Raw genomic sequence first — 26,722 nt, 5'->3', positions numbered from 1 at the left:
CGACCGCCCCATGACCCCCAAGAAATTGCGCTCCGCCGAATGGTTCGGCACGGCCGACAAGAACGGCTTCATGTACCGCAGCTGGATGAAGAACCAGGGCATCCCCGACCACGAGTTCGATGGTCGGCCGATCGTCGGCATCTGCAACACCTGGTCGGAGCTCACGCCCTGCAACGCCCACTTTCGCAAGATCGCCGAGCACGTCAAGCGCGGCATCTCGGAGGCCGGCGGCTTCCCGGTCGAGTTCCCGGTGTTCTCCAACGGCGAATCGAACCTGCGGCCCACCGCCATGCTCACGCGCAACCTCGCGAGCATGGACGTCGAGGAAGCCATCCGCGGCAACCCGGTCGATGCCGTGGTGCTGCTGACCGGCTGCGACAAGACCACGCCCGCGCTGCTGATGGGCGCCGCGAGCTGCGACATCCCGGCCATCGTGGTCACGGGCGGGCCGATGCTCAACGGCAAGCTCGACGGCCGCAACATCGGCTCGGGCACGGCCGTGTGGCAGCTGCACGAATCGCTCAAGGCCGGCGAGATCGACCTGCACCAGTTCCTCTCGGCCGAAGGCGGCATGTCGCGCTCGGCCGGCACCTGCAACACCATGGGCACGGCCTCCACCATGGCCTGCATGGCCGAGGCGCTCGGCACCTCGCTGCCGCACAACGCGGCCATTCCCGCGGTCGACGCGCGGCGCTACGTGCTGGCGCAGATGTCGGGCATGCGCGCGGTCGAGATGGCGAAGGAGGGCCTGACGCTCTCGAAGGTGCTCACGCGCGAGGCCTTCGAGAACGCCATCCGCGTCAATGCCGCCATCGGCGGCTCGACCAATGCCGTGATCCACCTGAAGGCGATCGCGGGGCGCATCGGCGTCGAACTCGAGCTCGAGGACTGGACCCGCATCGGCAGCCACACGCCGACCATCGTCGACCTGATGCCCTCGGGTCGCTTCCTGATGGAGGAGTTTATCACGCGGGCGGCCTGCCCGCGGTGCTGCGCCGGCTCGGCGAGAACGGCCTGCTGCCGCACCCGGGCGCGCTCACCGTCAACGGTCGCTCGCTGTGGGACAACGTGCGCGACGCGCCGAGCCTCGACGACGAGGTGATCCGCCCGCTCGACAAGCCGCTGATCGCCGACGGCGGCATCCGCATCCTGCGCGGCAACCTCTCGCCGCGCGGCGCCGTGCTCAAGCCCTCGGCGGCCACGCCCGAGCTGCTCAAGCACCGCGGCCGCGCCGTGGTGTTCGAGAACCTCGAGCACTACAAGGAGCGCATCGTCGACGAGTCGCTCGAGGTCGACGCCAGCTCCGTCCTCGTGCTGAAGAACTGCGGCCCCAAGGGCTATCCCGGCATGGCCGAGGTCGGCAACATGGGCCTGCCGCCCAAGCTGCTGCGCCAGGGCATCAAGGACATGGTGCGCATCTCCGACGCGCGCATGAGCGGCACCGCCTACGGCACCGTGGTGCTGCACGTCGCGCCCGAGGCGGCCGACGGCGGCCCGCTGGCGGCGGTGCGCGACGGCGACTGGATCGAGCTCGACTGCGATGCCGGCCGGCTGCACCTGGACATCGGCGACGAGGAACTCGCCGCCCGGCTGGCCGCGCTCGGGCCCTCCGACGCGCAGCCCATGAGCACGCGTGGCGGCGGCTACCAGAAGCTCTACGTGAACCACGTGCTGCAGGCCGACGAGGGCTGCGACTTCGATTTCCTGGTCGGCTGCCGCGGCGCGGCCGTGCCGCGTCATTCCCATTGAAAGCCCGAGCCATTCCATGACCCCCCGATACCGCGGCATCTTCCCGGTGGTGCCCACCACCTTCGACGAACAGGGCGCGCTCGACCTCGAGAGCCAGAAGCGCTGCGTCGACTTCATGATCGACGCCGGCTCCGACGGCCTGTGCATCCTGGCCAACTTCTCCGAGCAGTTCGTGCTGTCGGACGAGGAGCGCGAGGTGCTCACGCGCACCGTGCTCGAGCACGTGAAGGGCCGCGTGCCGGTGATCGTGACCACCACCCACTACAGCACCCGGGTGTGCGCCGAACGCAGCCGGCGCGCGCAGGACATGGGCGCCGCGATGCTGATGGTGATGCCGCCGTACCACGGCGCCACCTTCCGCGTGCCCGAGGAACAGATCTTCGCGTTCTATGCGCGGCTGTCGGACGCCGTGGGCATTCCGATCATGGTGCAGGACGCGCCGGCCAGCGGCACCGTGCTGTCGGCGCCGTTCCTCGCGCGCATGGCGCGCGAGATCGAGCACCTGGCCTATTTCAAGATCGAGACCGCGGGCGCGGCCGCCAAGCTGCGCGAGCTGATCCGCCTGGGCGGCGACGCGGTCGAGGGCCCGTGGGACGGCGAGGAGGCGATCACGCTGATGCCCGATCTCGATGCCGGCGCCACCGGCTCGATGACCGGCGGCGGCTATCCCGACGGCCTGCGCCCGATCCTGGTGGCGCACCGCGAGGGCCGGCGCGAGGAGGCCTTCGCGCGCTACCAGCAGTGGCTGCCGCTGATCAACTACGAGAACCGCCAGGCCGGCCTTTTGGCCTGCAAGGCGCTGATGAAGGAGGGCGGCGTCATCGCCTGCGAGGCGCCGCGGCATCCGCTGCCGGCGCTGCATCCCGAGACGCGCGCGGGACTGATCGAGACCGCGCGGCGGCTCGATCCGCTGGTGCTGCGCTGGGGGCGCTGAAGAACTACTGCCGCCTCAGCGAGGGTCAGCGGTAGTAGACCTCGACCGCGCCCTTGAGCTTGAGCAGCAGCGGATGGCCCTTGCGGTCCACCGTCTTGCCGGCCGGCACCTTGATCCAGCCTTCGCTGATGCAGTACTCCTCGACGTCGAGGCGTTCCTTGCCGTTGAAGCGGATGCCGATCTCGTGCTCGAAGGCCGTGGGCAGGTGGAAGGGGCTGCGTGCGTCGGTCGAGAGGCGGTCGGGCAGGGGCGGGCGTTCGGTGGCGTCGGTCATGGCGAGGATTGTCGGTCGAAGGGTCCGGCCGCGGCAGTGGGCGCGCGGCGGCGTGCAATGATAGTGGCCGACCGACCCCCGCCCCCATGAGACCCGACCTGGATTCCCTTGCGCTGTTCCTGCGCGCCGTCGAATGCGGCAGCCTCTCGAAGGCCGCCGCCGAGAGCCACATGGTGCTGTCGGCCGCGAGCCGCCGCATCGCGATGCTCGAGAGCCAGTTCGGCGTGACCCTGTTCCAGCGCAGCTCGCGCGGCGTGACCGTGACCGGCGCCGGCGAATCGCTCGCGGTGCATGCGCGGCTGATCCTGCGCGACGTCGACCGCATGCGCGCCGACCTCTCCGACTACGCGCAGGGCGCCACCGGCCGCGTGCGGCTGCAGGCCAATGCCTCGGCGATGGGGCAGTTCCTGCCCGACGACGTGGCGAGCTTCCGGCGCGGCTATCCCGAGATCCGCGTCGACGTGGAGGAGCATCGCAGCGTGTGGATCGTGCAGGCGATCCGCGAGCGCCAGGCCGACGTCGGCGTGATCACCGGCGAGACCTCGGACGCCAGCCTCAACTTCATCCCCTACCGCATGGATCGGCTGGTGGCCGTGGTGCACCGGCGGCATCCGCACCGCGGCCGCGAGGTCTCGTTCGAGCAGCTGCTCGATTTCGACTTCGTCGGCCTCGAGAGCGACTCCGCGATCGCGCGCACCATCGAGGACGCCGCCGCGCTGGCGCGCAAGGTGCTGCGGCTGCGCGTGCAGGTCAAGAGCTTCGAGGCCGTGTGCCGGATGATCGAGGCCGGCATGGGCGTGGGCATCCTGCCCGAGGGCGCGGCCGCCACCTACCGCAAGGAGATGGGGCTGCGCTTCCTGAACCTCACCGACGCCTGGGCCTCGCGCCGCATGTACATCTGCACGCGGCAGGAGACGCTGGGCTTTCCGCAGCGCCGGCTGGTGGACCACCTGCTGGCGCGCAGCGTGCCCTGAGCCACGCGACACCCCAGAACCGTTCACGCTGAGCCTGTCGAAGCGCCGCGCGAGGCTTCGCCCTTCGAGCGCCTCAGGACAGGCCAAGCTCAGCCCGAACGGGGATGAGGATGGACCGTCGAGCTCTTACTTCATCAGGTCGCTCAGGTTCACCGGCTTGATCTTGCCGCCTTCCACCGTCGCCACCAGCGGGTCGACGATGGTGCCGCCCACGCCGTCCACGCCCTTGAAGCTGCCGGCATTGATCTTCTCGGGCAGCGCCTTGAGCGCGTCGCCGAGCTTGGCGCGGATCGCCGTCGCGTCGCTGGTGGTGCCCGCGAGCTTCATCGCGGCGGCCAGCGCGTGCACCAGCGTGTAGTTGTAGGAAGACTCGGTGGTCGCGTCCTTGTCGGCGCCGTAGGCCTTGCGGTAGGCCTCGGCGAAGCTCTTCGGGCCCACGCGCTCGTCGTAGGACACCGGCAGCACGCCGATCGAGCCCTCGAGCGCGCCGAGGCCGCCCGTGACCTTGGCCATCTCGTCGAACTTGGCCTGGTCCATCACCAGGAAGCCGCCCTTGAAGCCGAGCTCGCGCGCCTGCTTGGCCACCAGCGCGGTGGGCTCCGAGGGGCCGCCGACGAACAGCACGTCGGGCTTCTCGGCCAGCACGCGGCTCACGCCGCTGTAGAAGTCGGCCGAGCGGTTGTACGACATGGGGTTGTTCGAGGCGATGGTGCCGCCGGCCTTCTCCCAGGCCGGGCCGAACAGCTGGCTCCAGTTCTTCGCGTACTCGTGGTCGCCCGGCAGCATGCCGACGCGCTTGCCGAACTTCTTCATCTCGTAGCGCGTGAAGGGCTCGATGTAGGAGTTGAAGGTCGGCGGGATGCGGATCGTGAGCTTGTTGCCGGTCTCGGTGATCTTCGGCGTGCTCGAGTACGCCATCACGATGAACTTCTCCTGCTCGTTGAAGGCCTGCAGCGCGTAGATGCCGCCCGAGTGCGGCACGAACACCGCCGGCGACTGGTGCTGCTGCACCAGCCGGCGCGCGTTGATGGCGGCATCGGCCGGCGAGTACTTGTCGTCGAGCGCGACCAGCTCGAACTTGTACTTCTTGCCGCCGACCTCGAGGCCCGCGGCATTCACTTCCTTGATCGCCATCTCCATGCCGTTGACCACGTTCTTGCCGTAGAGCGCGGCACCGCCGCTCAGCGGGCCGGTGAAGCCGATCTTCACCGTGTCCTGCGCGAAGGCGGCACCGGCACCGAAGGCGGCGGCCAGCGCGGCGGCCACGGGCAGCGCGGCAAAACGGCGGCGGGTGCGAAGGGGCGTGGTGGATGTCATGGCGTTGTCTCCTGTAGTTAGGGGGCGAGAAAAAAAGCGGGCGGCCGGCGCGCGGCTCAGGCGCCGATGTAGGCGGCGCGCACCGCCTCGTTGTGCAGCAGCGACTCGCGGTCGCCCTCGAGCGCGATGCGGCCGCGCTCGATGACGTAGGCGCGGTGCGCGATGGCCAGCGCCGAGTAGGCGTTCTGCTCGGCCAGCAGCACCGTGGTGCCCTGCTGGTTGATGCGCTGGATCACCTCGAACACCTGCTTCACGATCAGCGGCGCCAGGCCCAGCGAGGGCTCGTCGAGCAGCAGCACCCTGGGCCGCCCGAGCATCGCGCGGCCGATCGCCACCATCTGCTGCTGGCCGCCCGACAGCGACCCCGCGGGATCGTTCTGCTTGGCCGCGAGGATCGGGAACAGCGAGAACACCTCGTCGAGCGAGCGCTGGATGCCGGCCTTGTCGCCGCGGTGCACGTAGGCGCCCAGCGTGAGGTTCTTGCGCACCGTCATCATCGGGAACAGCTTGCGGCCCTCGGGGCAGTGCACCAGGCCCGAGGCCACGATCTGCGCGGGGCGCTGGCCCGTGATGTCGCCGTCGCCCAGGCGGATGCGGCCCGCGCTCGGGCGGCGGATGCCGCTGGCGGCCATGAAGATCGAGGTCTTGCCCGCGCCGTTGGCGCCCAGCAGCACCACCAGCTCGCCCGGGTCGGCATGCAGGCTCACGCCGCTGAGCGCGCGAAAGCTCCCGTAGTGGAGGTCGACGCCCTCAAACCGCAGCATGGTCGGTCCCCAGGTAGGCCTCGATCACCTGCGGATCGCGGCGGATCTCGGCGGGCGTTCCCTCGGCGATCTTGGCGCCGTTGTTGAGCACGACGATCTTGTCGGCCAGCTGCATGATCATGTCCATCTTGTGCTCGATCAGGCACACGGTCTTGCCGTGCGCCACCAGCTTGCGGATCAGCGCCGCCAGGCCCACGGTCTCCTCGGGGTTCACGCCGCCCGCGGGTTCGTCGAGCAGGAGCAGCTGCGGGTCGGTCGCCAGCGCGAGCGCGAAGGCCACGCGCTTGCGCTCCTCCTGCGTGATGTCGGCCGCGATGCGGTTGGCGATGTGCGAGAGGCCCACGAAATCCAGCGCCTCCTGCGCCTTGTCGCGGCACAGCTTCTCTTCCTCGCGCAGGCGACGGCTGCCGATCAGCACGTCCCACAGGCCCGAGTGGGTGCGCAGCCGGTGGCCCACGATCAGGTTGTCGAGCACGGTGGCGTTGTCGAACAGGTGCGTGGTCTGGAAGGTGCGTGCGATGCCCAGCCGCGCCACGTGGTCGGGGCGCATGCCGGTGACCTCGCGGCCCTCGAAGGCGATGCGGCCCGCGCTCGGCTTGTGCGTGCCCGCCACCAGGTTGAAGAAGGTGGTCTTGCCGGCGCCGTTGGGGCCGATGATGGCGCTGATCTGGCCGCGCTCGAAGCGCGTGCTCACGCTGTCGACCGCGGTCAGGCCGAAGAACTGCTTGGTGAGGCCCTCGATCTCAAGCATGGCGCTGCACCTCCTGCACGGTGGCGCCGGAGGCCGCGGCCCGCCGCGCATCGGCGCGGCGCGCGCGGCGCTTGAGCCAGGTGCCGACGATGCCGTCGGGCAGGAAGATGATCAGCGCGATCAGCACCGGGCCGAACACCACCATGCGGTAGTCCTGCAGGAACTGCAGGCTCTGCGTGAGGCCGGTGACGAGGAAGGTGCCGACCAGCGGGCCGAGCAGGGTGCCGATGCCGCCCACCAGCACGAACATCACGAGGTCGAAGGTCACGGCCTCGCTCGCGAGGTCGGGGCCGAGGAAGCGCACCTGGCCCGCGTAGAGCGCGCCGGCGAAGCCGGCGTAGATCACCGACAGCACGAACGACAGCGTCTTGGTGCGCATCAGGTCGGTGCCCAGCGCCTCGGCCAGCTCGTCGCTGTTGCGCACCGCCATGAAGCTGCGGCCCAGCAGCGAGCGCACGATGCGCGCCATGACCCAGATGCCCAGCGCGAGGAAGGCCAGCACCAGGTAGTACTGCGACAGTGGCGTGCCGAACTGCAGCGGCCCGATGCCCGTGGGCGAGGGGATGCCCATGATGCCCACCGGACCGTGCGTGAGGCTCTCCCACTTCTCGATCAAGAGGAACATGATGTAGCTCACGCACAGCGTGAAGATCGAGAAGTAGTGGCCCTTCAGCCGCAGCGACAGGATGCCGATGAAGAAGCCCAGCACGCCCGTGACCACGCCCGCGAGCGCGAAGGCGATCCAGAACGGCACCTGGTGGTCGACCGTGAGGATGCCCACCGTGTAGGCGCCCACCGCCATGAAGGCGCCATGCGCGAGGTTGAACTGGCCGTGTAGCCGGTGATCAGGTTCAGGCCCAGCGCGGCGATGGCCATGATGAAGGCCTGCGTCGCCACCGAGATCAGGTAGTTGTTGGGCGCGAACAGCGGAAAGGCCAGCGCGATCAGCGCGAGCACGGCCCAGCCGGCCTTGCCTTGCAGCAGCGATCCCATCAGCGCGCTCCCTTCGGCGTGAACAGGCCCTGCGGGCGCAGCGAAAGGATCACCACCAGCAGCACGAAGGCGATGATGTCCTTGTAGTCGGTCGAGAAGTAGAAGCCGCCGAAGCTCTCGGCCATGCCGATGATCAGGCCCCCGACGATGGCGCCCGGGAAGCTGCCCATGCCGCCGAGGATGATGATCACGAAGGCCTTGGTGATCACCAGGTTGCCCATGCTCGGGTAGACCAGGTTGATCGGCGCGTAGAGCACCGCCGCCACCGCCGCAAGCGCGCCCGAGATCGCGAACACCAAGAGCGTGACGCGCGTGGCGTCGATGCCCACCAGCGCCGCGCGCCGTCGCGGTTCTGCGCCATCGCGATGATGGTCGAGCCCAGCACCGTGTGGTTGAGGAACAGGTGCAGCAGCACCATCAGCCCGAAGGCGCCCGCGATGATCAGGAGGCGCTGCAGCGGCGCCGTGAGCCCGAACACCTCGACGATCTGGCCGTAGGGCGTGGGCATGCGGTGGAAGTCGGCGCCGAAGATGGCCTGCGCGCCGGCCTCGATGAACAGCAGGATGCCGATGGCGGCGATCATGTCGTGCAGCTCGGGCGCGTTGCGCAGCGGATGGAACACCAGCCGCTCGGCCAGCATCGCGATCACCGCGACCACCACCGCCGCGCCGGCCATCGCGAGCCAGTAGTTGAGGCCCAGCCGCGCCATCAGGTAGTAGCCCGCGAAGGCCCCGGCCATGTAGAAGGCGCCGTGCGCGAAGTTCGGCACGTGCAGGATGCCGTAGACCAGCGTGAGGCCCAGGGCCACCAGGCTGTAGACACCGCCCACGGTCAGGCCGTTGAGCAGTTGCTGAAAGAACAGTTCCACGTCGATCCTCGCAGTTGCCGTCAAGGCATTCACCCGCGCACCGGCTCTGAAGGTCGGTATCGCCGGGGTCCAGCGGGGATCGTGGAAGCGCGGTGTGGCCGCGTCGACTGAGGTTTGCCCGAACTTGCCTTGTCGCTTCAGCGACTTCGAAAAACGGGTATGGGTTTGCGCGGGGCCCGGCGGTCATGCGGGCGTCGCGCGGATCTGCGCAGGAAACGCCCGCGCGGGGGCGTTTCCTGGGCGGGTGCTCAGCGCTTGAGCGCCTCGACCAGGTCCAGCACCATGCGGTCGCCGCCGAAGGTGTCGACGCCGCGCGTGAGCAGCGCGTCGACCGCCTGGGCGATGCCGTGCGCGGACGCGGACTGCTCGGCCATGTCGTTGTAGTAGCCCAGGTCCTTCTTCGCGTTGGCCATCGAGAACTTGAGCGAATCGGTGCTGCCGGTCAGGAGCTTGGGCTTGACGCGCTCGAGCGCGACGCCGTTGCCGCCGCCCTTGGCGAGCACGTCGACGAAGACATCGGGCTTGACGCCCGCGCGCTCGGCGCAGGCCGCGGCCTCGCACAGCAGCGCCACGGTGCCCAGCGAGACGAAGTTGTGCAGCAGCTTCATCGCATGGCCGGCGCCGATGCCGCCCACGTGCGTGACGTTCTCGGCGAAGGCGCGCAGCAGCGGCAGGCAGGAGGCCAGCACCTCGGCGTCGCCGCCCACCAGCAGGTTGAGCCGGCCCTCGGCCGCTTCCTTCGCGGTGCGGGTCATCGGGGCGTCGAGGAAATGGCCGCCCCTGGTCTCGACGGCGCGTGCCACGCGCGAGGTGGATTCGGGCACGGCGGTCGAGCAGTCGACCACCACGGTGCCGGGACGCAGCGCGGAGAGCGCGCCCTTCTCGCCGAGCATCACGGCCTCGACCTGCGGCGTGCCGGTCACGCAGAGGATCAGCACGTCGACCTCGGCCGCGAGCTTCGCCACGTCGGGCGTCGAGCTCGCGCCGGCCGCGAGCAGGGCGTCGATCGGCTGGTTGCCCGGATGCTCGAGCACCGTGAGCGCATGGCCGTGGCCCACGATGTTCTGCGCGATGCCGCTGCCCATCAGGCCCACGCCCACGAGGCCCACGCGGCGCTTGGGAGCGGCCGCCTTCTCTTGTTCGTTCAATGCCATGGTTTGGTTCCGCCTTGCTTATCCGTGCTTGATCGCGATGGTCTTGAGGGTGGTGAAGCCGAGCAGGGCCTCGAAGCCCTTCTCGCGGCCGAAGCCCGAGGACTTCACGCCGCCGAAGGGCAGTTCCACGCCGCCGGCCGCGCCGTAATTGTTGATGAAGACCTGGCCGCAGTGCATCTTGTGCGCCATGCGCAACTGGCGGGCGCCGTCGCGCGTCCAGATGCCGGCCACCAGGCCGAAGTCGGTGCCGTTGGCCAGGCGCACGGCCTCGGCCTCGTCGGCGAAGGGCGTGAGCGCCAGCACCGGGCCGAAGATCTCGCGCTGCGCGATGTCGCTGTCGCCGGGCACGTCGCGGAACAGCACGGCCTCCTGGTAGAAGCCCTGGGCCGATGCACTGGGCGCCACGCTGCCGCGCGCGGCCACCTTCAGGCCCTGGGCCTCGGCGGTGGCGACCATGTCGCGCACCTGGCGGAACTGCTTCTCGTTGATCAGCGGGCCCATGTCGAGGTCGTCGGCCGGCGGGCCGGCGCGCACGGCCGAGAAGCGCTTCGCGAGCCGCTGCACCACCTCCTCGTAGATCGACTGCTCGACCAGCACCCGGCTGCCCGCCGAGCAGGTCTGGCCGGCGTTCTGGATGATGGCGTTGACCAGCACCGGCTCGGCCGCGTCGAGGTCGGCGTCGGCGAACACGATCTGCGGCGACTTGCCGCCCAGTTCCAGCGTCACGGGGCAGTGGCGCTCGGCGGCCGCCAGGCCCACGCTGCGGCCGGTGACGGTGGAGCCGGTGAAGGAGATGTGGTCGATGCCCGGGTGCGCGCACAGCGCCGCGCCGGCTTCCTTGCCGTAGCCCGTGACCACGTTGAGCGTGCCGGCCGGAAAGCCGACCTCGGCCGCCAGCTCGGCCAGGCGCAGCAGCGAGAGGCTCGCGTCCTCGGCCGGCTTGACCACGCAGGCGTTGCCCGCGGCCAGCGCGGCGCCCACGCTGCGGCCCGCGATCTGCATCGGGTAGTTCCAGGGAATGATGTGGCCGGTCACGCCGTGCGGCACGCGCACGGTGAGCACGGTGTAGCCGCGTTCGTAGGGCAGGGTGTCGCCATGCAGCTTGTCGCAGGCGCCGGCGTAGTACTCCATGTAGCGCGCGAGCGCGGTGGCGTCGTTGCGCGCCACGCGCAGCGCCTTGCCGGTGTCGCGCGCCTCGAGCTGGGCCAGTTCCTCGTGGTGGGCGATCACGGCCGCGCCGAGCTTGGCCATCAGCCGGCCGCGCTCGAGCGCGCTCAGCGCGCCCCAGGGGCCGTCGAAGTTGTCGCCGACCGCGCGGCGCGCGGCCTTCACGGCGGCATCGATGTCGCCCGCGGTGCCGCGCGCGAGCTGGCCGAAGCGCTCGCCGTCGCTGGGGTCGATCACGTCGATGGTGGCGTTGCCTTCCGAGGGCACGCGACGGCCGTCGATGAAGTGGGTGGGGTTCATGGGGGTGTCTCCTTGCGGGCGGCGCCGGCGGGGCGGCGCGGGAAAAACGGGGGCGGTGCGCGAGAGGCTCGCGCGCCGCCCAGTGTCGGACAAGCGCTTCAGCCGAGTTCGGGCCAGGGCTTCTGCGGCTCGCGGATCTGCTCGAAGGCGCGGCTGAACTGCAGCACGCCGAGGTCGTCGAAGCGCCGGCCGATGATCTGCAGCCCGATCGGCAGGCCCTCGGCGGAGTAGCCGCAGTTGATCGAGGCTGCCGGCTGCTCCGACATGTTGTAGGGCACGGTGAAGCCGATGTGCTCGAGCGAGCGCAGCGGGTCGTTGGTGGGCGAGGCATGTTCCGCGGGCGCGGGCATGTTGGGCGACACCGGCGAGATCACGAAGTCGAAGCCGACCGTGGCCGCCACCGCCGCGGCGCGCGTGGCGATGAACTGGCTGTAGGCCTCGTAGATGTGCTCGCCCGAGAACCCGGCCGCGCTCTCGGCCCAGGTCAGGATGTAGGGCAGCATCTTCGCGCGCTGCTCGGCGCTCATCGTGCGCAGGTCGCTCAGCGAGCGCATGCGCCAGAAGTGGTCCATGCCCTGCAGCATCTTCGGCGTCATGAAGGGCTGCATCGGCTCGACGTGCGCGCCGGCGTCCTCGATGCGCTTCGCGGCGCGGCGCACCGCCTCGGCGATCTGCGGATCGAGCGGCAGGCCGCAGCCCGCGTCCATCAGCAGGCCCACGCGCTTGCCCTTGATGAAATCGGGCTCGACCGCGAACGCGGCCCAGTCGATCGCGCCGGGCGGCAGCTCGGAGTAGTCGCGCGCATCGGGCTGGGCCATCGAGGCCATCATCAGCGCCGAGTCCTCCACGGTGCGCGTCATCGGGCCGGCGCAGCGGCCCATGTAGGGCGTGCTCAGCGGGATGCGGCCGAAGCTGGGCTTGAGCGAATAGATGCCGCACCAGCTCGCGGGCAGGCGCAGCGAGCCGCCGATGTCGGTGCCCACGTGCAGCGGGCCGTAGCCGGCCGCGGCGGCCGAGCCGGCGCCGGCGCTCGAGCCGCCCGGCGTGCGCGACAGGTCCCAGGGATTGCGCGACAGATGGTGGAAGGTCGACAGGCCCGAGGACAGCATGCCCACGTCGGGCATGGTGGTCTTGGCCACGAGCACCGTGCCGTCCTCCTTGAGGCGCGCGGCGGGCGGCGAGTCCTGCGCCATCGGCACCAGCGGATAGGCGGCGGTGCCCAGCGGCATCGGGTCGCCCGCGGTCGCGAGGTTGTCCTTGATGGTCACGGGCACGCCGTCGAGCGCGCCGCGCTGCGTGCCGGCGAGCCAGCGCGCCTCGGAGGCGCGCGCCTGCTCGAGCGCGAGCTCGGGGCGGAACAGCCAGGTGGCGCAGAGCCTGGGCTCGAGCGCCTCGATGCGCGCATTGACCGAACGCGCCACCTCGACGGGCGAGAGTTCGCGGCGCGCGTAGGCGGCGCCGAGCTCGGCCGCGCCGAGGTCGTACAGGTTCTTCGTCGTCGTCATCGCATCAGCTCCACGAGATGGCCGCGAGGTCGTTCACCACGATCGGCATGCTGGGCCACAGGCCCTTGACTTCCTTGCGCGCGATGGTCGGGAACACGGCCTGGTAGAGGAAGCCGTTGACCGCGTCGGTCGCGAGCATCTTCTGCGCGTCGCCCAGGAGGTCGGCGCGGCGCTTCTTGTTCTCCTCGTTCTGGATCGCGACGTAGAGGTCGCGGAACTTCTTCGAGTCGTAGCCCCAGTAGTAGTCGGTCTCCGTGTACTTCACGAGGTCGAAGGGCTCGACGTGCGCGACCATCGTGAGGTCGAAGTCGTGCGCGCCGCCGAAGGTGCCGCTGAGCCACTGGGCCCATTCCACGTTCTGGATCTTCACGTTGATGCCGATCTGCGCGAGCTGCGCGGCGATCACTTCGCCGCCCTGGCGCGCATACGACGGCGGCGGCAGCTGCAGGCGCAGCTCGAGCGGCGTCTTCACGCCGGCCTCGGCCAGCAGCTTCTTCGCCTTCTCGACGTCGAAGGGATTCATCGCGGTGGTGTCGACGAAGCCCGGCGCGCCCAGCGCGTAGTGGCTGCCGATGGGCTTGCCGAAGCCGTCGGCCGCGCCCTGCACGATCGCGTTGCGGTCGATCGCCGCCAGGATCGCGCGGCGCACGCGCACGTCGTCGAGCGGCTTCTTGCGGTTGTTGATGGTGAGGATCACCTTGCCGCGCGTGCCGACCTCGATCACCTGGAAGCGGTTGTTGCCCTTGAACTGGCTCACCGAGCGCGTGCCCGCGCGCGGGAAGATGTCGATGTCGCCCGACAGCAGCGCGGCGGTCTGGGCCGCGGTGTCCGACATGAAGCGGAACACGAAGCGCTCGATCTTGGCCTGCGCGGGATCGCGATAAGTGGTGGACTTGACCAGCGTGCACGAGGCGCCGCGCTGCCAGCCGCCGAGCTTGTAGGGGCCGGTGCCCACGGGCTGCGTGGCGTTGGTGTCGGCGCTCTTGGGCTCGACCAGGCAGGCGGTGGACTGGCCCAGCATGAAGGGCAGGTCGGGATTGGGCAGCGTGCTGTTCACGCCCACCGTGTGCTCGTCGAGCACCACGGTGCCGATCTCGCTGAAGAAGCGCTTGTCCTTGTTGGTGCTCTTGGCGTTGCCCGCGCGGTCGAAGGAGAACTTCACGACCGCCGCGTTGAAGGGCTCGCCGTTCTGGAACTTGACGCCGCGCTTGAGCTTGAAGACGAAGGTCTTCATGTCGGGCGAGGAGGTCCAGCTCTCGGCCAGCATCGGCGTGACCGAGCCGTCGGCGTTGACCTTGGTCAGCGTTTCGAAGATGTTGTACTGCGTGATCTCGGCGATGGCCGAGGCCGCGCCCGTGGTCGGGTCCAGGCCCGGCGGTTCGAGCGGCATGCCGATGGTCAGCGTGTTCTTGCCGGCCTGCGCGCGCGCCTGCGGCAGGAAGACGCCCCGGGATGGCCGCGGCCATGGCGGACGTCATGAGGGTGCGACGCTTCAACATACTTCGATAGCTCCTGGAAAAGACAACAGAAAAAAATCAGTGGGCCGGCGCCTGCAGCACCGCGCCGAGCAGCGTTCGCGTGTACGGATGCTGCGCGTTGGCGAACAGCGCCTGCGGCGTTCCGCGCTCGACGATCTGCCCCTTGAAGACCACGCACACTTCGTCGCACAGGTGGTTGACGACGGCGAGGTCATGGCTGATGAGCAGGTAGCTGATGCCGAACTGCTGCTGCAGGTCCTGCATGAGGTTGAGCACCTGGGCCTGCACGGAGACGTCCAGGGCGCTCACCGGCTCGTCGGCGACGATGAGCTTGGGGCGGGTGATCAGCGCCCGCGCGATCGCGATGCGCTGGCGCTGGCCGCCCGAGAACTCGTGCGGGTACTTGTCGAGGTCGGTGGGACGCAGGCCCACGGCCGCCAGGGATTCGGCGGCGCGCTCGCGCTGCTCCTTCTTCGAGACCTGGGCCAGTGCTTCCAGAGGTTCGGCCACGATGCGCGCGACGGTCTGGCGCGGGTCGAGGGAGCCGTAGGGGTCCTGGAAGACCATCTGGAAGTCGCGCCGGGCGGTGCGAAGTTCGTCTTTGCTCAAGGAGTGCAACTCATGCCCTTCGAGCTTCACGCTGCCCGAGGTGGGCTTGTCCAGGGCCATCACGAGGCGTGCGATGGTCGACTTGCCCGAACCGGACTCGCCCACGATCCCCACACTGCGCCCGGCCTGCACCTCGAAGCTCACGCCGTTGAGCGCCTTGACGGTAGGCGGCGGGCCCAGCAGCTTCTCGCGCGGCAGGGCGTAGTGGCGGACCAGGTCGGTGACTTGCAGCAGCGGTGTGTTGTTGGTGGTGGTCGTGCTCATGCCACGGCCTCCGCTTCGATCTCTGCAATCTCTCCAAGCCGGATGCATCGCACCGCATGGTCGTCAGGCAGCATCACCGCCGGCGGCCGCGTCGACTGGCACGCATCGACCGTGTAGCTGCAGCGCCCCGCGAACGGACAACCCGCGGGCAGGTCCACGAGCTCGGGCACGCTGCCCCGGATGGTCGCCAGCCGCTGGCCTTTGGGCGCCCCGATCACCGGCCGCGCCGCGAACAGCCCCTTGGTGTACGGATGCGCGCGGTTCGCGAAGAGCGCCCGCGTGGGCCCGCTCTCCACCACGCTGCCGCCATACATCACCAGCATGCGCTGCACGCTGTTGGCGATCACGCCCAGGTCGTGCGAGATCAGGATCAGCGCCATGCCCATCTCGGCCACCAGGTTCTGGATCAGGTCGAGCACCTGCTTCTGGATGGTCACGTCCAGGGCCGTGGTGGGTTCGTCGGCGATCAAGAGGTCGGGCCCGCAGGCCAGCGCCATGGCGATGCCGATGCGCTGCCTCTGGCCGCCCGAGAACTGGTGCGGATAGGCATCCAGGCGCGAGGCCGCGTCGGGGATGCCCACGCGCTGCAGCAGGTTCAGCGCCTCGGCGCGGGCCTGCTTGGCGGTGAGCCCACGGTGCAGCCGCAGCGGCTCGCCGACCTGGCGCGCGATGGTGTGGACCGGGTTCAGGGCCGTCATCGGCTCCTGGAAGATCATGCCGATGCGGTTGCCGCGGATCTGGCACATGGCCGACTCGGGCTGCCCGATGAGCTCCTGGCCGTCCAGGCGGATGCTGCCGGTGACCTTGGCGGTGGCGGGCAGCAGGCCCATGAGGGACATGACCGTGATGGACTTGCCGCAGCCCGACTCGCCCACGATGCCGAGGGTCTGGCCGCGCTCGAGCGAGAAGGAGACGCCGCGCACGGCCTGGGCGGGGCCGCGCTGGGTCTGCAGGCCGATGTGGAGGTTGTCGACTTCGAGGAGGGGCATGTCAGAAGGCGGGAGCGGGCAGCCGGACGCAGAGGACGCGAAGGATTCGCGAAGGACGCGAAAGAACAGCCTGAAAGGGGTGGGGTGCGCGCGTGCGCAAGCCCTGCCCCGTGGCGAGAAGGCGTGAGCGAAGGTGGCGCGGCGTTCGCCCGGCAACAGCCCACTTCATTTGGTATTCCTTTCGCGTCCTTCGCGTAACCTTCGCGTCCTCTGCGTCCGGCTGTCCGAATTCAGTCATCACCCACCCCATTCACCGAGCCCGCGCCAGGCGCGGATCGAGCAGATCGCGCAGGCCGTCGCCCAGCAGGTTCAGGCCCAGCACCGCCAGCGCGATGGCCATGCCCGGGAAGACGGCCAGCAGCGGCTGCTGGAACATCAGGGTCTGCGCCTCGCTGAGCATGCGGCCCCAGGAGGGCTGGGGCGGCTGCGTGCCCAGGCCGAGATAGGACAGGGCGGCCTCGGCCAGGATCGCGATGGCGAAGCGGATGGTGATCTGCACGATCAGCACCGCCGAGATGTTGGGCAGCACGTGCTGCATGGTGATGGCGAACGATCCCTTGCCGCAGGCACGCGCCGCTGCCACGTACTCGCGCGACCAGATGGCGTTGGCCGATGCGCGCGTGATGCGCGCGAAGGTGGGGATGTTGTAGATGCCGATGGCGATGATGGCGTTGACGATGCCCGCGCCGAAGACGGCCGTCATCATGATCGCCGAGAGGATGGCGGGGAAGGCCAGCGAGAAGTCGGAGAAACGCATGATCGCTTCTTCGACCCAGCCCCGGCGCGCCGCGGCCAGCAGGCCCAGGGCGGTGCCCACGACCAAGCCGATGCCGACCGCGATGACGCCCACCAGGATGGACGCACGGGCGCCCACCAGCAGCAGCGAGGCCACGTCGCGCCCGAAGGCGTCGGTACCGAGCCAGTGGCTGGCCGAGGGCGCCTGCATCTTGTTGGCCATGTCCATGGCGTAGGGCGAGTAGGGCGTCCAGAGGTAGGAGACCAGGGCCGCGAGCAGCAGCAGGGCGGCGAGCACGCCGCCGATGACGAAGCTGCGGTGATGGCGCGCGCGCTGCCAGAAGCCGGGCAGCTTGAGGGCGGCGCCGCTCGGAGGAATGGATGCAATGGCGCTCATATGTCGCTCGCCTTGATGCGCGGGTCGATGACGGCATAGAGCACGTCGACCACGAAGTTGACGATGACGACCATGGCTGCGAGCAGCATGACGCAGTTGCGCACGACGATGAGGTCGCGGTTGCTGATGGCCTGGAAGATCAGGCGGCCCAGGCCCGGCAGGTAGAACACGTTCTCCACCACGATGGTGCCGGCCAGCAGTTCGGAGAACTGCATGCCCATGACGGTGATGACGGGGATCAGGGCGTTGCGCAGCACGTCGGTCCACAGCACGGCGCGCTGGGTCACGCCCTTGGCGCGCGCGGTGCGCACGAAGTCCTCGCGCATGACCTCCAGCACGGCCGAGCGGGTGATGCGCGCGAGGATGGCCGCCTGCACGACGGCCAGGGACAGGGCGGGCAGCAGCAGGGACTTCAAGCCGGCGAAGACACCTTCGCCCCAGCCGTCGAAGCCGCCGGCGGAGAACCACTGCAGCTGCACGGAGAAGACGAGGATCAGCAGGATGGCGAACCAGAAGTTGGGGATGGCGATGCCGACCTGGGTGAGGCCCATCAGGCCGACGTCGCCGAGCTTGTTGTGGCGAGCGGCGGCGGTGACGCCCACGAGCAGGGCGAGCACGGTGGTGAAGGCCATGGCCAGCAGGGCCAGGGGGACGGTGAGGGCGAGGCGCTCGAGGATGAGGTCGAGCACGGGGGAGCTGTAGGCGTAGGAGTCGCCGAGGTCGCCGGTGAGCAGGCCCGCGATCCAGTGCCAGTAGCGGGTCCAGGCGGGTTGGTCGAGGCCGAGCTTGGTGGCCAGGGCTGCGACGGCTTCGGGGGCGGCATCCGGGCCCATGAGCATCTGCGCGGCGTTGCCGGGCAGGATCTCCAGGACGAGGAAGACGATGATGGAGGCGCCGATCAGCGTGCCGATCAGCGTGGCAAGGCGCTTGATTAGGAAGAGGCTCATCTCTGGGTGTTCATCGCTTTGCGTGGTGGTTTTTGTCCGGGGCGCGTGCACAGGACAGCGGGTACTTCCCTCCGCGAATGTCCCCCGGCCTTCGGCCTCCTCCTTTATTTCGCTGCGGGAAGCACCCACTGCCCTGTGCACGGGAGGCGCTGCGGTGGTGCGGGCGGTTCAACAACGGCTGCGTCCAGGCGCGCGTCGATGGGGTACTCCCCGCAGCGAAATAAAGGAGGAGCCGAAGGCGGGGGACATTCGCGGAGGGGAGTACCCCGTCGGCGCGCGCCCGCCCCGACCCACGCACCTCATCCAAGGCGCGACGAACCGTACGGCAGGCGCGAGAACTCATGCCGAGATGCACTCGGCGATCGCACGCCCCACGTCGACGGTGTTGGCGGTGCCACCCATGTCGCGGGTGCGCGGACCTTCGCTGAGCACGGTCTCGATGGCCGAGAGCACGGCGGCCGAGGCTTCGGCGTAGACCGGGTTGTCGCCGCCGAGGTGGTCGAGCATCAGCGCGGCCGACCAGATCTGGCCGATGGGGTTGGCGATGCCCTTGCCCGCGATGTCGGGGGCCGAGCCGTGCACGGGTTCGAACAGCGAGGGGAACTTGCGCTCGGGGTTGAGGTTGCCCGAAGGCGCGATGCCGATGGTGCCGGTGCAGGCCGGGCCCAGGTCCGACAGGATGTCGCCGAACAGGTTGGAGGCCACCACCACGTCGAACCAGTCCGGGTGCTGCACGAAGTGCGCGCACAGGATGTCGATGTGGTACTTGCTCGTCGCCACGTCGGGGTAGCGCTTCGCGATCTCGGCCAGGCGCTCGTCCCAGTAGGGCATCGTGATCGAGATCCCGTTCGACTTGGTCGCGGCCACCAGGTTCTTGCGCTTGCGGCGGCTCGCCAGCTGGAACGCGTAGTCGATGATCCGGTCCACGCCCGTGCGCGTGAACACCGCTTCCTGGATCGCCATCTCGCGCGGCGTGCCCTCGAACAGGCGACCGCCGACCGAGGTGTATTCGCCCTCGGTGTTCTCACGCACCACCAGGAAGTCGATGTCGCCGGGCTGGCGGTGCGCCAGCGGGCCGGGCACGCCGGGCATCAGGCGCACCGGGGCGCAGGTTCACGTACTGGTCGAACTCGCGGCGGATCTTGATCAGGAGGCCCCACACCGCGATGTGGTCGGGCACCTTGTCGGGCGCGCCCACCGCGCCGAAGTAGATCGCGTCGTGGCCGTGGATCTTGTCGTCCCAGTCGGCCGGCATCATCAGGCCGGTGCGCACGTAGTGGTCCGAGCCCCAGTCGAAGTGGTCGAACGAGAAATCGATGCCGAAGCGGCGGCCCACGGCGTCCAGCACGCGAAGGCCCTCGGGCATCACCTCGACGCCGATGCCGTCGCCGGGAATGACGGCGATCCTGTGTTTTGCTTGCATTTGATCCAGTACCCGGTTGATGAGGGACGGCGCGGGGCGCCCGTCGTGCGGGGCGTGCGCCTGCCGCGTCGAAGTCTAGGACTGGATCGGCGGGCCGGGATCGGGAATGGCACGTACGCCGGCTTGCCAATATTGGAAGGGTCGGCGGCGGGTGTTTCCAGGGAAGCCGGCAGTGGGGCGGGTGCGTTGCAGCGCTTGGCCTTCCAAAAATTAGAAGGCTGGAGGCCGAATCGGCGACCCTGAGACACGGTCGCGACACGCGCGCGTGCCAGCGCCACGCGAGCGCGCTCCCGCCGCGCGCCCGCGCAAAGGCAGGCGCGTCGCGTGGCGCAGGTTCAGGAAACGGAAGGGATGCGGATCAGCCGGCTGCGACGGTGCAGCGGGTCGCGTCGAACGCGAGGGGAACGGGGAGAAGAGAGAGGAGAGGCGGGAAGCGGGAAGCGGGAAGCGGGAGGGAGGAAAGCGGAAAACGAAAAGGCGCGGAACCGTCGAATCTCAGTTGCTGGTGCTGCTCTTGTCGAGCTCGCTGACTTGCAGCGACAGATCGAACAGCTTGGACTTGCTGGCGTAGTAGCGATCGAGGCGCCATTCCTTGAGGATGTCCATCGCCAGCTGGAAGCTCTTGTAGTCGAGGCTGTAGAGCGTGACGAGTTCGAAGCTGCGTTCGGATTCGAGGGCCAGCACGAGCTGGGCGAGGATCTTGGCCGATTCGTTGGCCGGGTCCGTTTCGATGAATCGGCGAGCGACCTTGATGGCATTCATGGGTGAAAAGTTTCTCGGTAAGGCAGGAGCCGAGAACTATAGCTAGCAGCCCCCAGGGCTTTTATGACAATTCTGTGACATTGCGGGGCATCGATTCGCAGCCTTGCAAGCTCTCGCCAAGAGGGAAAACACTCGGATTTCGGGGCCTGCAGGCTATTCGGCGCATGAAAAAGGCGCCCCGCGGGACGCCTTGCTGCCGGACGCCGATGGCGATCAGCGAATCGGCTGCGGTGCCGGGTAGGGCATCGGCGCGGCCGGATAGGCGGCCGGCGGCACCATCACGGGCTCGGGCGCGCGCATCACCGGGGCGGGCGGGGCCACCGGGTACGGTGCGGGCGCCGGCATAACGACCGTGGTGACCGACTCGCGGATCACGCCCCCGCCCATCACGCTGCCGTCGACCGCGGCGCGGGTGTTGCCCTCGCCGCCGAGCACGCGGGCCTCGCAGTCGGCGCGGTCGCCCGGCGGTTGCAAGGCGCAGCGTTGCAGCGCATTGCGGCGGTAGTCGGGTGCGGCGGTGAGGCCGCCGCGTGCCGCTTCCTGGCGCGCCGCGCCGGCTTCGCGGATGCAGGCCGCACGGTCCTGCTGGTTGTGGCCGCAGACGGCCAGTTCGCGTTCGTAGGTGGCGTCGCCGCGGCGCGATTGCGCGCTGGCGCTGCCGGCGCTGGCCAGGGCGCCGAGTGCCACGAGGGCGGCGACGGCGCCGCGGGTGAGGAGAAGACGCTGGTTCATGGTGGGCTCCTTGAGATCAGCCGATGAAGAGGACGGGGGATCAGCGCGCCGGTGCCGGCTGCGCGGGCAGCGGCGTCACGGTCTCGCGGATCACGCCGCCGCCCATCACGCTGCCTTCGGTGGTGGTGCGACCGGCGCCGGCGCTGCCGCGGATGCGTGCTTCGCAGTCGGCGCGATCGGCGGCCGGCTGTTCGCGGCAGCGCGCGAGCGCATTGGCGTCGTAGCCGCCGGGGCCGGCGTTCGTGAGGCCGTTGCGGCCGGCTTCCTGCCGTGCCGCGCCGGCTTCGCGCAGGCAGGCCGCGCGGTCCTGCTGCACGCCGTCGCAGGTGGCGCGTTCCTTCTGCATGCGGGCCTCGGAGCCGGGCGCCTGGGCCTGCGCGCCGAGCGCGACCAGGCCGGCCGCGAGCGCGAGGATGCGAAGGGAACGCAGCGGCCGCGTCGCGCGGCGGGTCGGGATCGTTCCCGCGTGGATCGTTGGGGTCATCGTGCCTCCTGGAAAGGACGCGACTTCCTCGAGAGCGAGGCAGTGCGCGACTGGAGGCCCAGTGTCCGGCCGCGCGGCGCGCGCGGCCTGTGGGACGGCACAGATTGCGGACCCGGCGGGACGCGCCCTCGCGTGTGGGACGAATCCCGCAGGCCGCAGGCCGCGGGACCCGGCCCGCGCGCTCAGCCCTCGGCGATGCGCTTGGCGAGGTGAGCGAGCGCTTCCTCGACCTGATCGACCAGGATCAGCGAGAGGTCGCCGGGCTGCAGCCGGGCCAGCGCGGCGTCGATGGCGATGAACTCGCCGCGGATCTCGTCGATCTGGCGCGTGCGGGTCGCGCCCTGCAGGCCCTGGCGCAGCAGGCCCATCACCTCGCCGTCGGCGCGGCCGCGCTGGGCCGCGTCCTGATAGAGGATCACGTCGTCGAAGGCCTGGCCCAGGATCGCGGTCTGGTCGCGGATGTCGGAATCGCGCCGGTCGCCCGCGCCGCTGATGACCACCGAGCGCTTCTTCGCGGGCATGGTGTCCACGGCCGAGACCAGCGCGCGCATGGCGTCGGTGTTGTGGCCGTAGTCGGCGATCACCGTGGCACCGCGGTAGTCCATCACGTTGAAGCGGCCGGGCACGCCGGCGGCGTCGTTGAGGAAGCTCGCGAGGCCGCTGCGGATGGTGTCCCAGTCCAGGCCCACGGCCCAGGCCGCGGCCACGGCGGCCATCACGTTGTCGACCTGGAAGCCGATGCTGCCGCCGCGCGTGATCGGCACGTCGCGCAGCGAGATGCGTTCGCGCCACGAGCCTTCGGCCGCCACCACCGTGTCTTGGTCGACGTAGACGGTGCGCTTGCCCTGCGCGCGGTGCGTGGCCATCACCGGATGCTGGCGGTCGGCCGCAAAGAAGATCACCTCGCCCGGGCAGTTGGTGGCCATCGCGGCGACGTTGGGGGTCGGCCGCGTTGAGCACGGCATAGCCGCCGGGCGCCACGTTGCGCACCACCACGCGCTTGAGCACCGCGAGGTCCTCGACGGTGGTGATGTAGTTCAGGCCCAGGTGGTCGCCGCTGCCGATGTTGGTGACCACGGCCACCGAGCAGCGGTCGAAGCCCAGGCCCTCGCGCAGCACGCCGCCGCGCGCGACCTCGAACACGGCCGCGTCCACGTCGGGATGCAGCAGCACGTTGCGCGCGCTCTTCGGGCCGCTGCAGTCGCCGCTGTCGGTCTGGCGGCCGTCGACGTACACGCCGTCGGTGTTGGTCATGCCGGTGCGCAGGCCGCTGGAGGCGACGATGTGGTTGATCAGCCGCGTGGTGGTGGTCTTGCCGTTGGTGCCGGTGACCGCGATCACCGGGATGCGGCCGTCGTCGCCATGGGCGAACAGCGCGTCGACCACCGCCTCGCCGACCGCGCGGCCGCGGCCGAACGAGGGCGAGATGTGCATGCGCAGGCCGGGCGCGGCATTGACCTCGACGATGCCGCCGTGCTGTTCTTCCAGCGGGCGCAGCACGCTCTCGCAGACCACGTCGACGCCGCAGATGTGCAGGCCGACCATCTGCGCCGCGTCGACCGCGCGCGCCGCCACCTCGGGATGCACGGTGTCGGTCACGTCGGTGGCGGTGCCGCCGGTCGAGAGGTTGGCGTTGTTGCGCAGCACCACGCGCTGGCCCAGCGCGGGCACGCTGTCGGGCGTGAGGCCCTGGGCTTCGAGCCGGCCGACGGCGATGTCGTCGAGGCGGATCTTGGTCAGCGAGGTGGCATGGCCCTCGCCGCGGCGCGGATCGAGGTTGACCGTGTCGACCAGCTGGCGCACGGTGGCGCTGCCGTCGCCGATCACGTGCGGCGGATCGCGCCGCGAGGCGGCCACCAGGCGGTCGCCCACCACCAGCAGGCGGAAGTCGAAGCCCGGCAGGAATTTCTCGACCATCACCTCGCCGTGGGCATCGGCGGCCGCGTAGGCCGCATCGAGCTGTTCGCGCGTGGTGATGTTGACGGTCACGCCCTTGCCCTGGTTGCCGTCCTGCGGCTTCACCACCACCGGCAGGCCGATCTCCTGCGCGGCCGCCCAGGCGTCGTCCATGTCGGACACCGGGCGGCCCAGCGGCACCGGCACGCCGGCGGCGTTGAGCAGCTGCTTGGTGAGCTCCTTGTCCTGCGCGATCGACTCGGCCACGCCGCTGGTGCTGTCGACCTCGGCGGCCTGGATGCGGCGCTGCTTCGAGCCCCAGCCGAACTGCACCAGGCTGCCGCTGGTGAGGCGGCGGTAGGGGATGCCGCGCGCGACGGCGGCGTCGACGATGGAGCCGGTGCTCGGGCCCAGGCGTTCCGACTCGTCGAGGTCGCGCAGCTCGGTGATGGCGGCGGTGGCGTCGAAGGCGGTGCCGTTCTGCGCCGCGGCGATCAGCGCCTCGGCCAGCTCGAGCGCGCGGCGGCCGACGGCCTCCTCGGTGTATTGCACGACCACCTGGTAGACGCCTTCTTCCAGCGTCGGCGAGGTGTGGCCGAAGTTGACCGCGCAGCCGGCCTGGGCCTGCAGCGCCACGGCCGCGTTCTCCAGCACGTGGGCCAGCGCCAGCGGCTGGCCCAGCACCATCGGGTGCAGCTCGCCGATGGTTGGGAAGGCCGCGCGCAGGCGGTCCTCGAAGCCGGCCAGCCGGCCGATGGCGTTCTCGTCGCCGTCGCAGGCAACGACCGCCTCGATGGCGGTGTGGCGGCTCCAGAGGTTGGGGCCGCGAAGGGCGCGGGTGCGGGTGACTTTCATGGGGCGGCGCGGTTCTTCAGGGGTATCGGCGGGTGCCCCCGCGCCGAGGCGGGGGGACCGGATGGATCAGGCGAGCTGGATCAGGCAAGCTGGAGCTGGGGCAAGGGCTGGCTCTGCGAGAGCTGCAACGAGGCCAGTGCCGCCTGCAGGTCGGCCTCGAAGGCTTCGATGCCCGCGCCGATGAGGTTGAGCGGAATGCCCAGCGCCCAGGCCGCGGCCACGGCGGCCAGCAGGCTCTCGAGGCTGACGCCGGCATGGGTGGCGCGCCACACGGTGAGGCGGCCCAGGCCCGGCAGGAACGATTCGCTGGTGCCGTTGGCCAGCACCACGCGGTCCTGGCGGATCAGCACCGCCTTGCCGCCGGCGGCCTGGTGGGCCGTCAGCGACGCGGCCTGCGCGTCCACGCTGTAGAGGATCACGGCGCCGTCGCACAGCGGCGCCAGGCCGGCCACGCGCTCGTCGTCGGCGTTGAGCACCGCGGTGCCCTCGGGCAGCACCACGTCGACCTGGGTGCGCAGCACCTTGACCATGTGGTCGCTCTCGCGGATGTCGAAGTCGCCCAGCTGCTCGAAGCCGCCGAGGTCGGTCACGATGCCGACCTCGCAGCGGTCGTAGGGCAGGCCGTCCTGCAGGATGGTGCGCGCGCCGTTCTCGATCACCACGGCCTGCACCTGGCGGTTCATCAGCAGGCGGTGGCCGGCTTCCCAGTTGGCGCTGTCGCGCGCGTCGACGCGGCGGCGCTCGAGGAACAGGCCGTCGCGGCAGGCCAGGCCGGTGTGGCGGCCGCCGAGGCCGACCAGCCACGCCACCAGGCGGGCGATCACCGCGTTGTCGCGCGAACCGGCCACGCCCACCACGGGGATGCGGCCTTGCGAGTCGTCGGGGAACAGGTGGTCGCAGATCGCGCGGCCCACCGGGCGCGGCGAGCCGACGGCCGGCTTCAGGTGCATCAGCAGGCCGGGGCCGGCATTCACTTCGACGATGGCGCCGCCCTGCGGGCCGAGCGGCTTCGAGATGTCCTCGCAGACCAGGTCGATGCCGGCGATGTCCAGGCCGACCACGCGCGCGGCCAGCTCGACCATGTGCGCGACCTCGGGATGGACGCTGTCGGTGCAGTCGATCGCGACGTTGCCGTTGCGCTGGATCAGCACGCGGCGGCCGGCCTCGGGCACCGACTCGGGCGCCAGGCCCTGGCGGCGCAGGTCCGACAGGATCGCGCCGTCGCGCGCGCCGAGGAACGACAGCGGGAAGTCCTCGGTGTCGCCGCGGCGCGGGTCGCTGTTGATCTGCAGGTCGATGAGTTCGCTGCAGTTCGACTTGCCGTCGCCCGTGACCCAGACGGTCTCGCCGCGCGCGGCCGCCACCATGCGGCCGCCGACCACCAGCACGCGGTGCTCCTCGCCGCGGATGTAGCGCTCGACCAGCACTTCGCTGCCGTGGCGCTCGGCCACCGAGAAGGCGGCCTCGATGTCCTCGCGCTTCGTCAGGTCGAGGATCACGCCGCGGCCGTGGTTGCCGTCGGAGGGCTTGACCACCACCGGCACGCCCATCTCCTCGGCCACTTCCCAGGCCTCGGCCGGGCTGGCGACGGCCTGGCCGCCGGGCACCGGGATGCCGCAGCCCGCGAGCAGCGACTTGGTCAGCACCTTGTCGCTGGCGATCGATTCGCCGATGGCGCTGGTGTAGTCGGTCTCGGCGGTCCAGATGCGCTGCTGGTTGGCGCCGTAGCCCATCTGGACCAGGTTGCCGCTGTTCAGGCGCATGTAGGGGATGTCGCGGTCGATCGCGGCATTCACGATCGCCTCGGTGCTCGGGCCGAGGTAGCAGTCGTCGACCTTCGACTTGATCGCCTCGATCGCGGCCTGCACGTCGGCCGGGCCGATGGGATCGTCGTTGATCGCGGCCATCATGATGCGGTGGCCCTCGGCCAGCGCCACCCGCGCCACCTGCTCGTCACGCGAGCGGAACACCATGCGGTAGGTGCCCGAGACCGAGGTCTCGCGGGTCTGGCCGAAACCGGTGGCCATGCCGGCCAGGTTCAAGAGCTCGATCACCACGTGCTCGAGCACGTGGCCCGACCAGGTGCCTTCGCGCAGCCGCTGGATGAAGCCGCCGCGCTCGCCGACGCCGCAGTGGTGCTCGATCAGCGCCGGCAGCAGGGTCGTCAGCCGGTCGCCGAAGCCTTCGATCTTGTTGGAGGGGAATTCCTCGAGCCGGCCGAGGTCCAGCCAGACTTCGAGCACCGGGCGGTAGGTCCAGATGCTCGGGCCGCGCAAATAGTTGATGCGCAGCAGGCGAATGTCGTCGAAACGGGTCATGCAAACGTTCGATGTGCTTTGGCCGAGCACCGCGGCGCCTTCAAGCGCGCCCATGGCGATCGGTCAGAATCGGCGCCCCGCGA

Annotated in this window: 18 protein-coding genes and 5 pseudogenes; 3 read left to right on the top strand and 20 right to left on the bottom strand. The window is 70.0% G+C overall.

Features of this window, described 5'->3' with window-relative positions; genetic code table 11:
• Positions 1-10 precede the first annotated feature (10 nt).
• Positions 11-1,749: pseudogene (locus tag ACHMXE_RS37275) on the top strand (IlvD/Edd family dehydratase).
• Between the two features lie 16 nt (positions 1,750-1,765).
• A complete protein-coding gene (locus ACHMXE_RS37270) occupies positions 1,766-2,683 on the top strand; it encodes a dihydrodipicolinate synthase family protein (protein ID WP_395348788.1) in 918 nt (305 codons plus the stop codon).
• Between the two features lie 25 nt (positions 2,684-2,708).
• Here ACHMXE_RS37270 and ACHMXE_RS37265 read toward each other — a convergent pair whose 3' ends face one another.
• Positions 2,709-2,957 carry a DUF3297 family protein gene (locus ACHMXE_RS37265; protein ID WP_093353653.1) on the bottom strand — a complete coding sequence of 83 codons (249 nt, stop codon included), beginning with the start codon at positions 2,955-2,957 and terminating at the stop codon, positions 2,709-2,711.
• 86 nt (positions 2,958-3,043) lie between these two features.
• Here ACHMXE_RS37265 and ACHMXE_RS37260 point away from each other — a divergent pair, with 86 nt between their 5' ends.
• Positions 3,044-3,931: a LysR family transcriptional regulator gene (locus tag ACHMXE_RS37260; RefSeq protein ID WP_395348787.1), complete on the top strand. Its 888-nt coding sequence runs from the start codon at positions 3,044-3,046 to the stop codon at positions 3,929-3,931.
• A 126-nt stretch (positions 3,932-4,057) separates the two neighbouring features.
• Here ACHMXE_RS37260 and ACHMXE_RS37255 read toward each other — a convergent pair whose 3' ends face one another.
• The 19 genes and pseudogenes from ACHMXE_RS37255 to cphA (ACHMXE_RS37165) all read right to left on the bottom strand — a co-directional run bounded on the left by ACHMXE_RS37255 (position 4,058) and on the right by cphA (ACHMXE_RS37165) (position 26,639).
• Positions 4,058-5,248, bottom strand: a complete 1,191-nt coding sequence (locus ACHMXE_RS37255) for an ABC transporter substrate-binding protein (protein ID WP_395348786.1) — start codon at positions 5,246-5,248, stop codon at positions 4,058-4,060.
• A gap of 56 nt (positions 5,249-5,304) precedes the next feature.
• Positions 5,305-6,012: an ABC transporter ATP-binding protein gene (locus ACHMXE_RS37250; protein WP_057594604.1), complete on the bottom strand. Its 708-nt coding sequence runs from the start codon at positions 6,010-6,012 to the stop codon at positions 5,305-5,307.
• Positions 5,999-6,763: an ABC transporter ATP-binding protein gene (locus ACHMXE_RS37245; protein ID WP_296791202.1), complete on the bottom strand. Its 765-nt coding sequence runs from the start codon at positions 6,761-6,763 to the stop codon at positions 5,999-6,001. Before ACHMXE_RS37245 ends, ACHMXE_RS37250 begins: the two co-directional genes overlap by 14 nt.
• A pseudogene (locus ACHMXE_RS37240) lies at positions 6,756-7,756 on the bottom strand (branched-chain amino acid ABC transporter permease). The gene ACHMXE_RS37245 and the pseudogene ACHMXE_RS37240 overlap by 8 nt, the downstream one beginning before the upstream one ends.
• Positions 7,756-8,624: pseudogene (locus ACHMXE_RS37235) on the bottom strand (branched-chain amino acid ABC transporter permease). Before ACHMXE_RS37235 ends, ACHMXE_RS37240 begins: the two co-directional pseudogenes overlap by 1 nt.
• A 248-nt stretch (positions 8,625-8,872) precedes the next feature.
• On the bottom strand, positions 8,873-9,778 hold the full coding sequence (locus ACHMXE_RS37230; protein ID WP_395348785.1) for an NAD(P)-dependent oxidoreductase: 906 nt from the start codon (positions 9,776-9,778) through the stop codon (positions 8,873-8,875).
• Positions 9,779-9,796: 18 nt separating this feature from the next.
• Positions 9,797-11,245, bottom strand: coding sequence for an aldehyde dehydrogenase family protein (locus ACHMXE_RS37225; protein ID WP_395348784.1), 1,449 nt, complete (start codon positions 11,243-11,245; stop codon positions 9,797-9,799).
• 98 nt (positions 11,246-11,343) lie between these two features.
• Positions 11,344-12,750, bottom strand: coding sequence for an amidase (locus ACHMXE_RS37220; protein ID WP_395348783.1), 1,407 nt, complete (start codon positions 12,748-12,750; stop codon positions 11,344-11,346).
• A gap of 4 nt (positions 12,751-12,754) precedes the next feature.
• Complete coding sequence (locus ACHMXE_RS37215; RefSeq protein WP_395348782.1) at positions 12,755-14,140, bottom strand: ABC transporter substrate-binding protein; 1,386 nt, start codon at positions 14,138-14,140, stop codon at positions 12,755-12,757.
• Positions 14,141-14,285: 145 nt separating this feature from the next.
• Positions 14,286-15,101, bottom strand: coding sequence for an ATP-binding cassette domain-containing protein (locus ACHMXE_RS37210; protein ID WP_395348781.1), 816 nt, complete (start codon positions 15,099-15,101; stop codon positions 14,286-14,288).
• Entirely contained in the window at positions 15,098-16,090 is a 993-nt protein-coding gene (locus ACHMXE_RS37205; protein WP_203202736.1) for an ABC transporter ATP-binding protein, read from the bottom strand. Before ACHMXE_RS37205 ends, ACHMXE_RS37210 begins: the two co-directional genes overlap by 4 nt.
• A gap of 250 nt (positions 16,091-16,340) precedes the next feature.
• Entirely contained in the window at positions 16,341-17,222 is an 882-nt protein-coding gene (locus tag ACHMXE_RS37200) for an ABC transporter permease (protein ID WP_395348780.1), read from the bottom strand.
• Positions 17,219-18,169 carry an ABC transporter permease gene (locus ACHMXE_RS37195; RefSeq protein ID WP_395348779.1) on the bottom strand — a complete coding sequence of 317 codons (951 nt, stop codon included), beginning with the start codon at positions 18,167-18,169 and terminating at the stop codon, positions 17,219-17,221. Before ACHMXE_RS37195 ends, ACHMXE_RS37200 begins: the two co-directional genes overlap by 4 nt.
• 339 nt (positions 18,170-18,508) lie before the next feature.
• A pseudogene (locus ACHMXE_RS37190) lies at positions 18,509-19,592 on the bottom strand (tartrate dehydrogenase).
• Positions 19,593-20,087: 495 nt separating this feature from the next.
• Positions 20,088-20,354: a hypothetical protein gene (locus ACHMXE_RS37185; protein WP_209546394.1), complete on the bottom strand. Its 267-nt coding sequence runs from the start codon at positions 20,352-20,354 to the stop codon at positions 20,088-20,090.
• A gap of 213 nt (positions 20,355-20,567) precedes the next feature.
• Positions 20,568-21,086: a hypothetical protein gene (locus tag ACHMXE_RS37180; RefSeq protein ID WP_395348778.1), complete on the bottom strand. Its 519-nt coding sequence runs from the start codon at positions 21,084-21,086 to the stop codon at positions 20,568-20,570.
• Positions 21,087-21,126: 40 nt separating this feature from the next.
• On the bottom strand, positions 21,127-21,570 hold the full coding sequence (locus ACHMXE_RS37175) for a hypothetical protein (protein ID WP_395348777.1): 444 nt from the start codon (positions 21,568-21,570) through the stop codon (positions 21,127-21,129).
• A gap of 182 nt (positions 21,571-21,752) precedes the next feature.
• Positions 21,753-24,321 (bottom strand): annotated as a pseudogene (cphA, locus tag ACHMXE_RS37170) (cyanophycin synthetase).
• An 80-nt stretch (positions 24,322-24,401) separates the two neighbouring features.
• Positions 24,402-26,639, bottom strand: a complete 2,238-nt coding sequence (cphA, locus tag ACHMXE_RS37165) for a cyanophycin synthetase (RefSeq protein WP_395348776.1) — start codon at positions 26,637-26,639, stop codon at positions 24,402-24,404.
• Positions 26,640-26,722: the final 83 nt, after the last annotated feature.

The sequence above is a fragment of the Variovorax sp. UC122_21 genome, assembly GCF_044056785.1.
GTDB lineage: Bacteria > Pseudomonadota > Gammaproteobacteria > Burkholderiales > Burkholderiaceae_C > Variovorax.
This window is presented reverse-complemented; position numbering and strand designations above follow the sequence as displayed.

Coding starts and splice junctions, on each gene's coding strand:
- ACHMXE_RS37180 (WP_395348778.1), bottom strand. CDS start 21,086: ATGAACCAGCGTCTTCTCCTCACCCGCGGCGCCGTCGCCGCCCTCGTG.
- ACHMXE_RS37255 (WP_395348786.1), bottom strand. CDS start 5,248: ATGACATCCACCACGCCCCTTCGCACCCGCCGCCGTTTTGCCGCGCTG.
- ACHMXE_RS37245 (WP_296791202.1), bottom strand. CDS start 6,763: ATGCTTGAGATCGAGGGCCTCACCAAGCAGTTCTTCGGCCTGACCGCG.
- ACHMXE_RS37195 (WP_395348779.1), bottom strand. CDS start 18,169: ATGAGCCTCTTCCTAATCAAGCGCCTTGCCACGCTGATCGGCACGCTG.
- ACHMXE_RS37215 (WP_395348782.1), bottom strand. CDS start 14,140: ATGCCGCTCGAACCGCCGGGCCTGGACCCGACCACGGGCGCGGCCTCG.
- cphA (WP_395348776.1), bottom strand. CDS start 26,639: ATGACCCGTTTCGACGACATTCGCCTGCTGCGCATCAACTATTTGCGC.
- ACHMXE_RS37250 (WP_057594604.1), bottom strand. CDS start 6,012: ATGCTGCGGTTTGAGGGCGTCGACCTCCACTACGGGAGCTTTCGCGCG.
- ACHMXE_RS37270 (WP_395348788.1), top strand. CDS start 1,766: ATGACCCCCCGATACCGCGGCATCTTCCCGGTGGTGCCCACCACCTTC.
- ACHMXE_RS37225 (WP_395348784.1), bottom strand. CDS start 11,245: ATGAACCCCACCCACTTCATCGACGGCCGTCGCGTGCCCTCGGAAGGC.
- ACHMXE_RS37265 (WP_093353653.1), bottom strand. CDS start 2,957: ATGACCGACGCCACCGAACGCCCGCCCCTGCCCGACCGCCTCTCGACC.
- ACHMXE_RS37210 (WP_395348781.1), bottom strand. CDS start 15,101: ATGAGCACGACCACCACCAACAACACACCGCTGCTGCAAGTCACCGAC.
- ACHMXE_RS37220 (WP_395348783.1), bottom strand. CDS start 12,750: ATGACGACGACGAAGAACCTGTACGACCTCGGCGCGGCCGAGCTCGGC.
- ACHMXE_RS37185 (WP_209546394.1), bottom strand. CDS start 20,354: ATGAATGCCATCAAGGTCGCTCGCCGATTCATCGAAACGGACCCGGCC.
- ACHMXE_RS37230 (WP_395348785.1), bottom strand. CDS start 9,778: ATGGCATTGAACGAACAAGAGAAGGCGGCCGCTCCCAAGCGCCGCGTG.
- ACHMXE_RS37200 (WP_395348780.1), bottom strand. CDS start 17,222: ATGAGCGCCATTGCATCCATTCCTCCGAGCGGCGCCGCCCTCAAGCTG.
- ACHMXE_RS37205 (WP_203202736.1), bottom strand. CDS start 16,090: ATGCCCCTCCTCGAAGTCGACAACCTCCACATCGGCCTGCAGACCCAG.
- ACHMXE_RS37260 (WP_395348787.1), top strand. CDS start 3,044: ATGAGACCCGACCTGGATTCCCTTGCGCTGTTCCTGCGCGCCGTCGAA.
- ACHMXE_RS37175 (WP_395348777.1), bottom strand. CDS start 21,570: ATGACCCCAACGATCCACGCGGGAACGATCCCGACCCGCCGCGCGACG.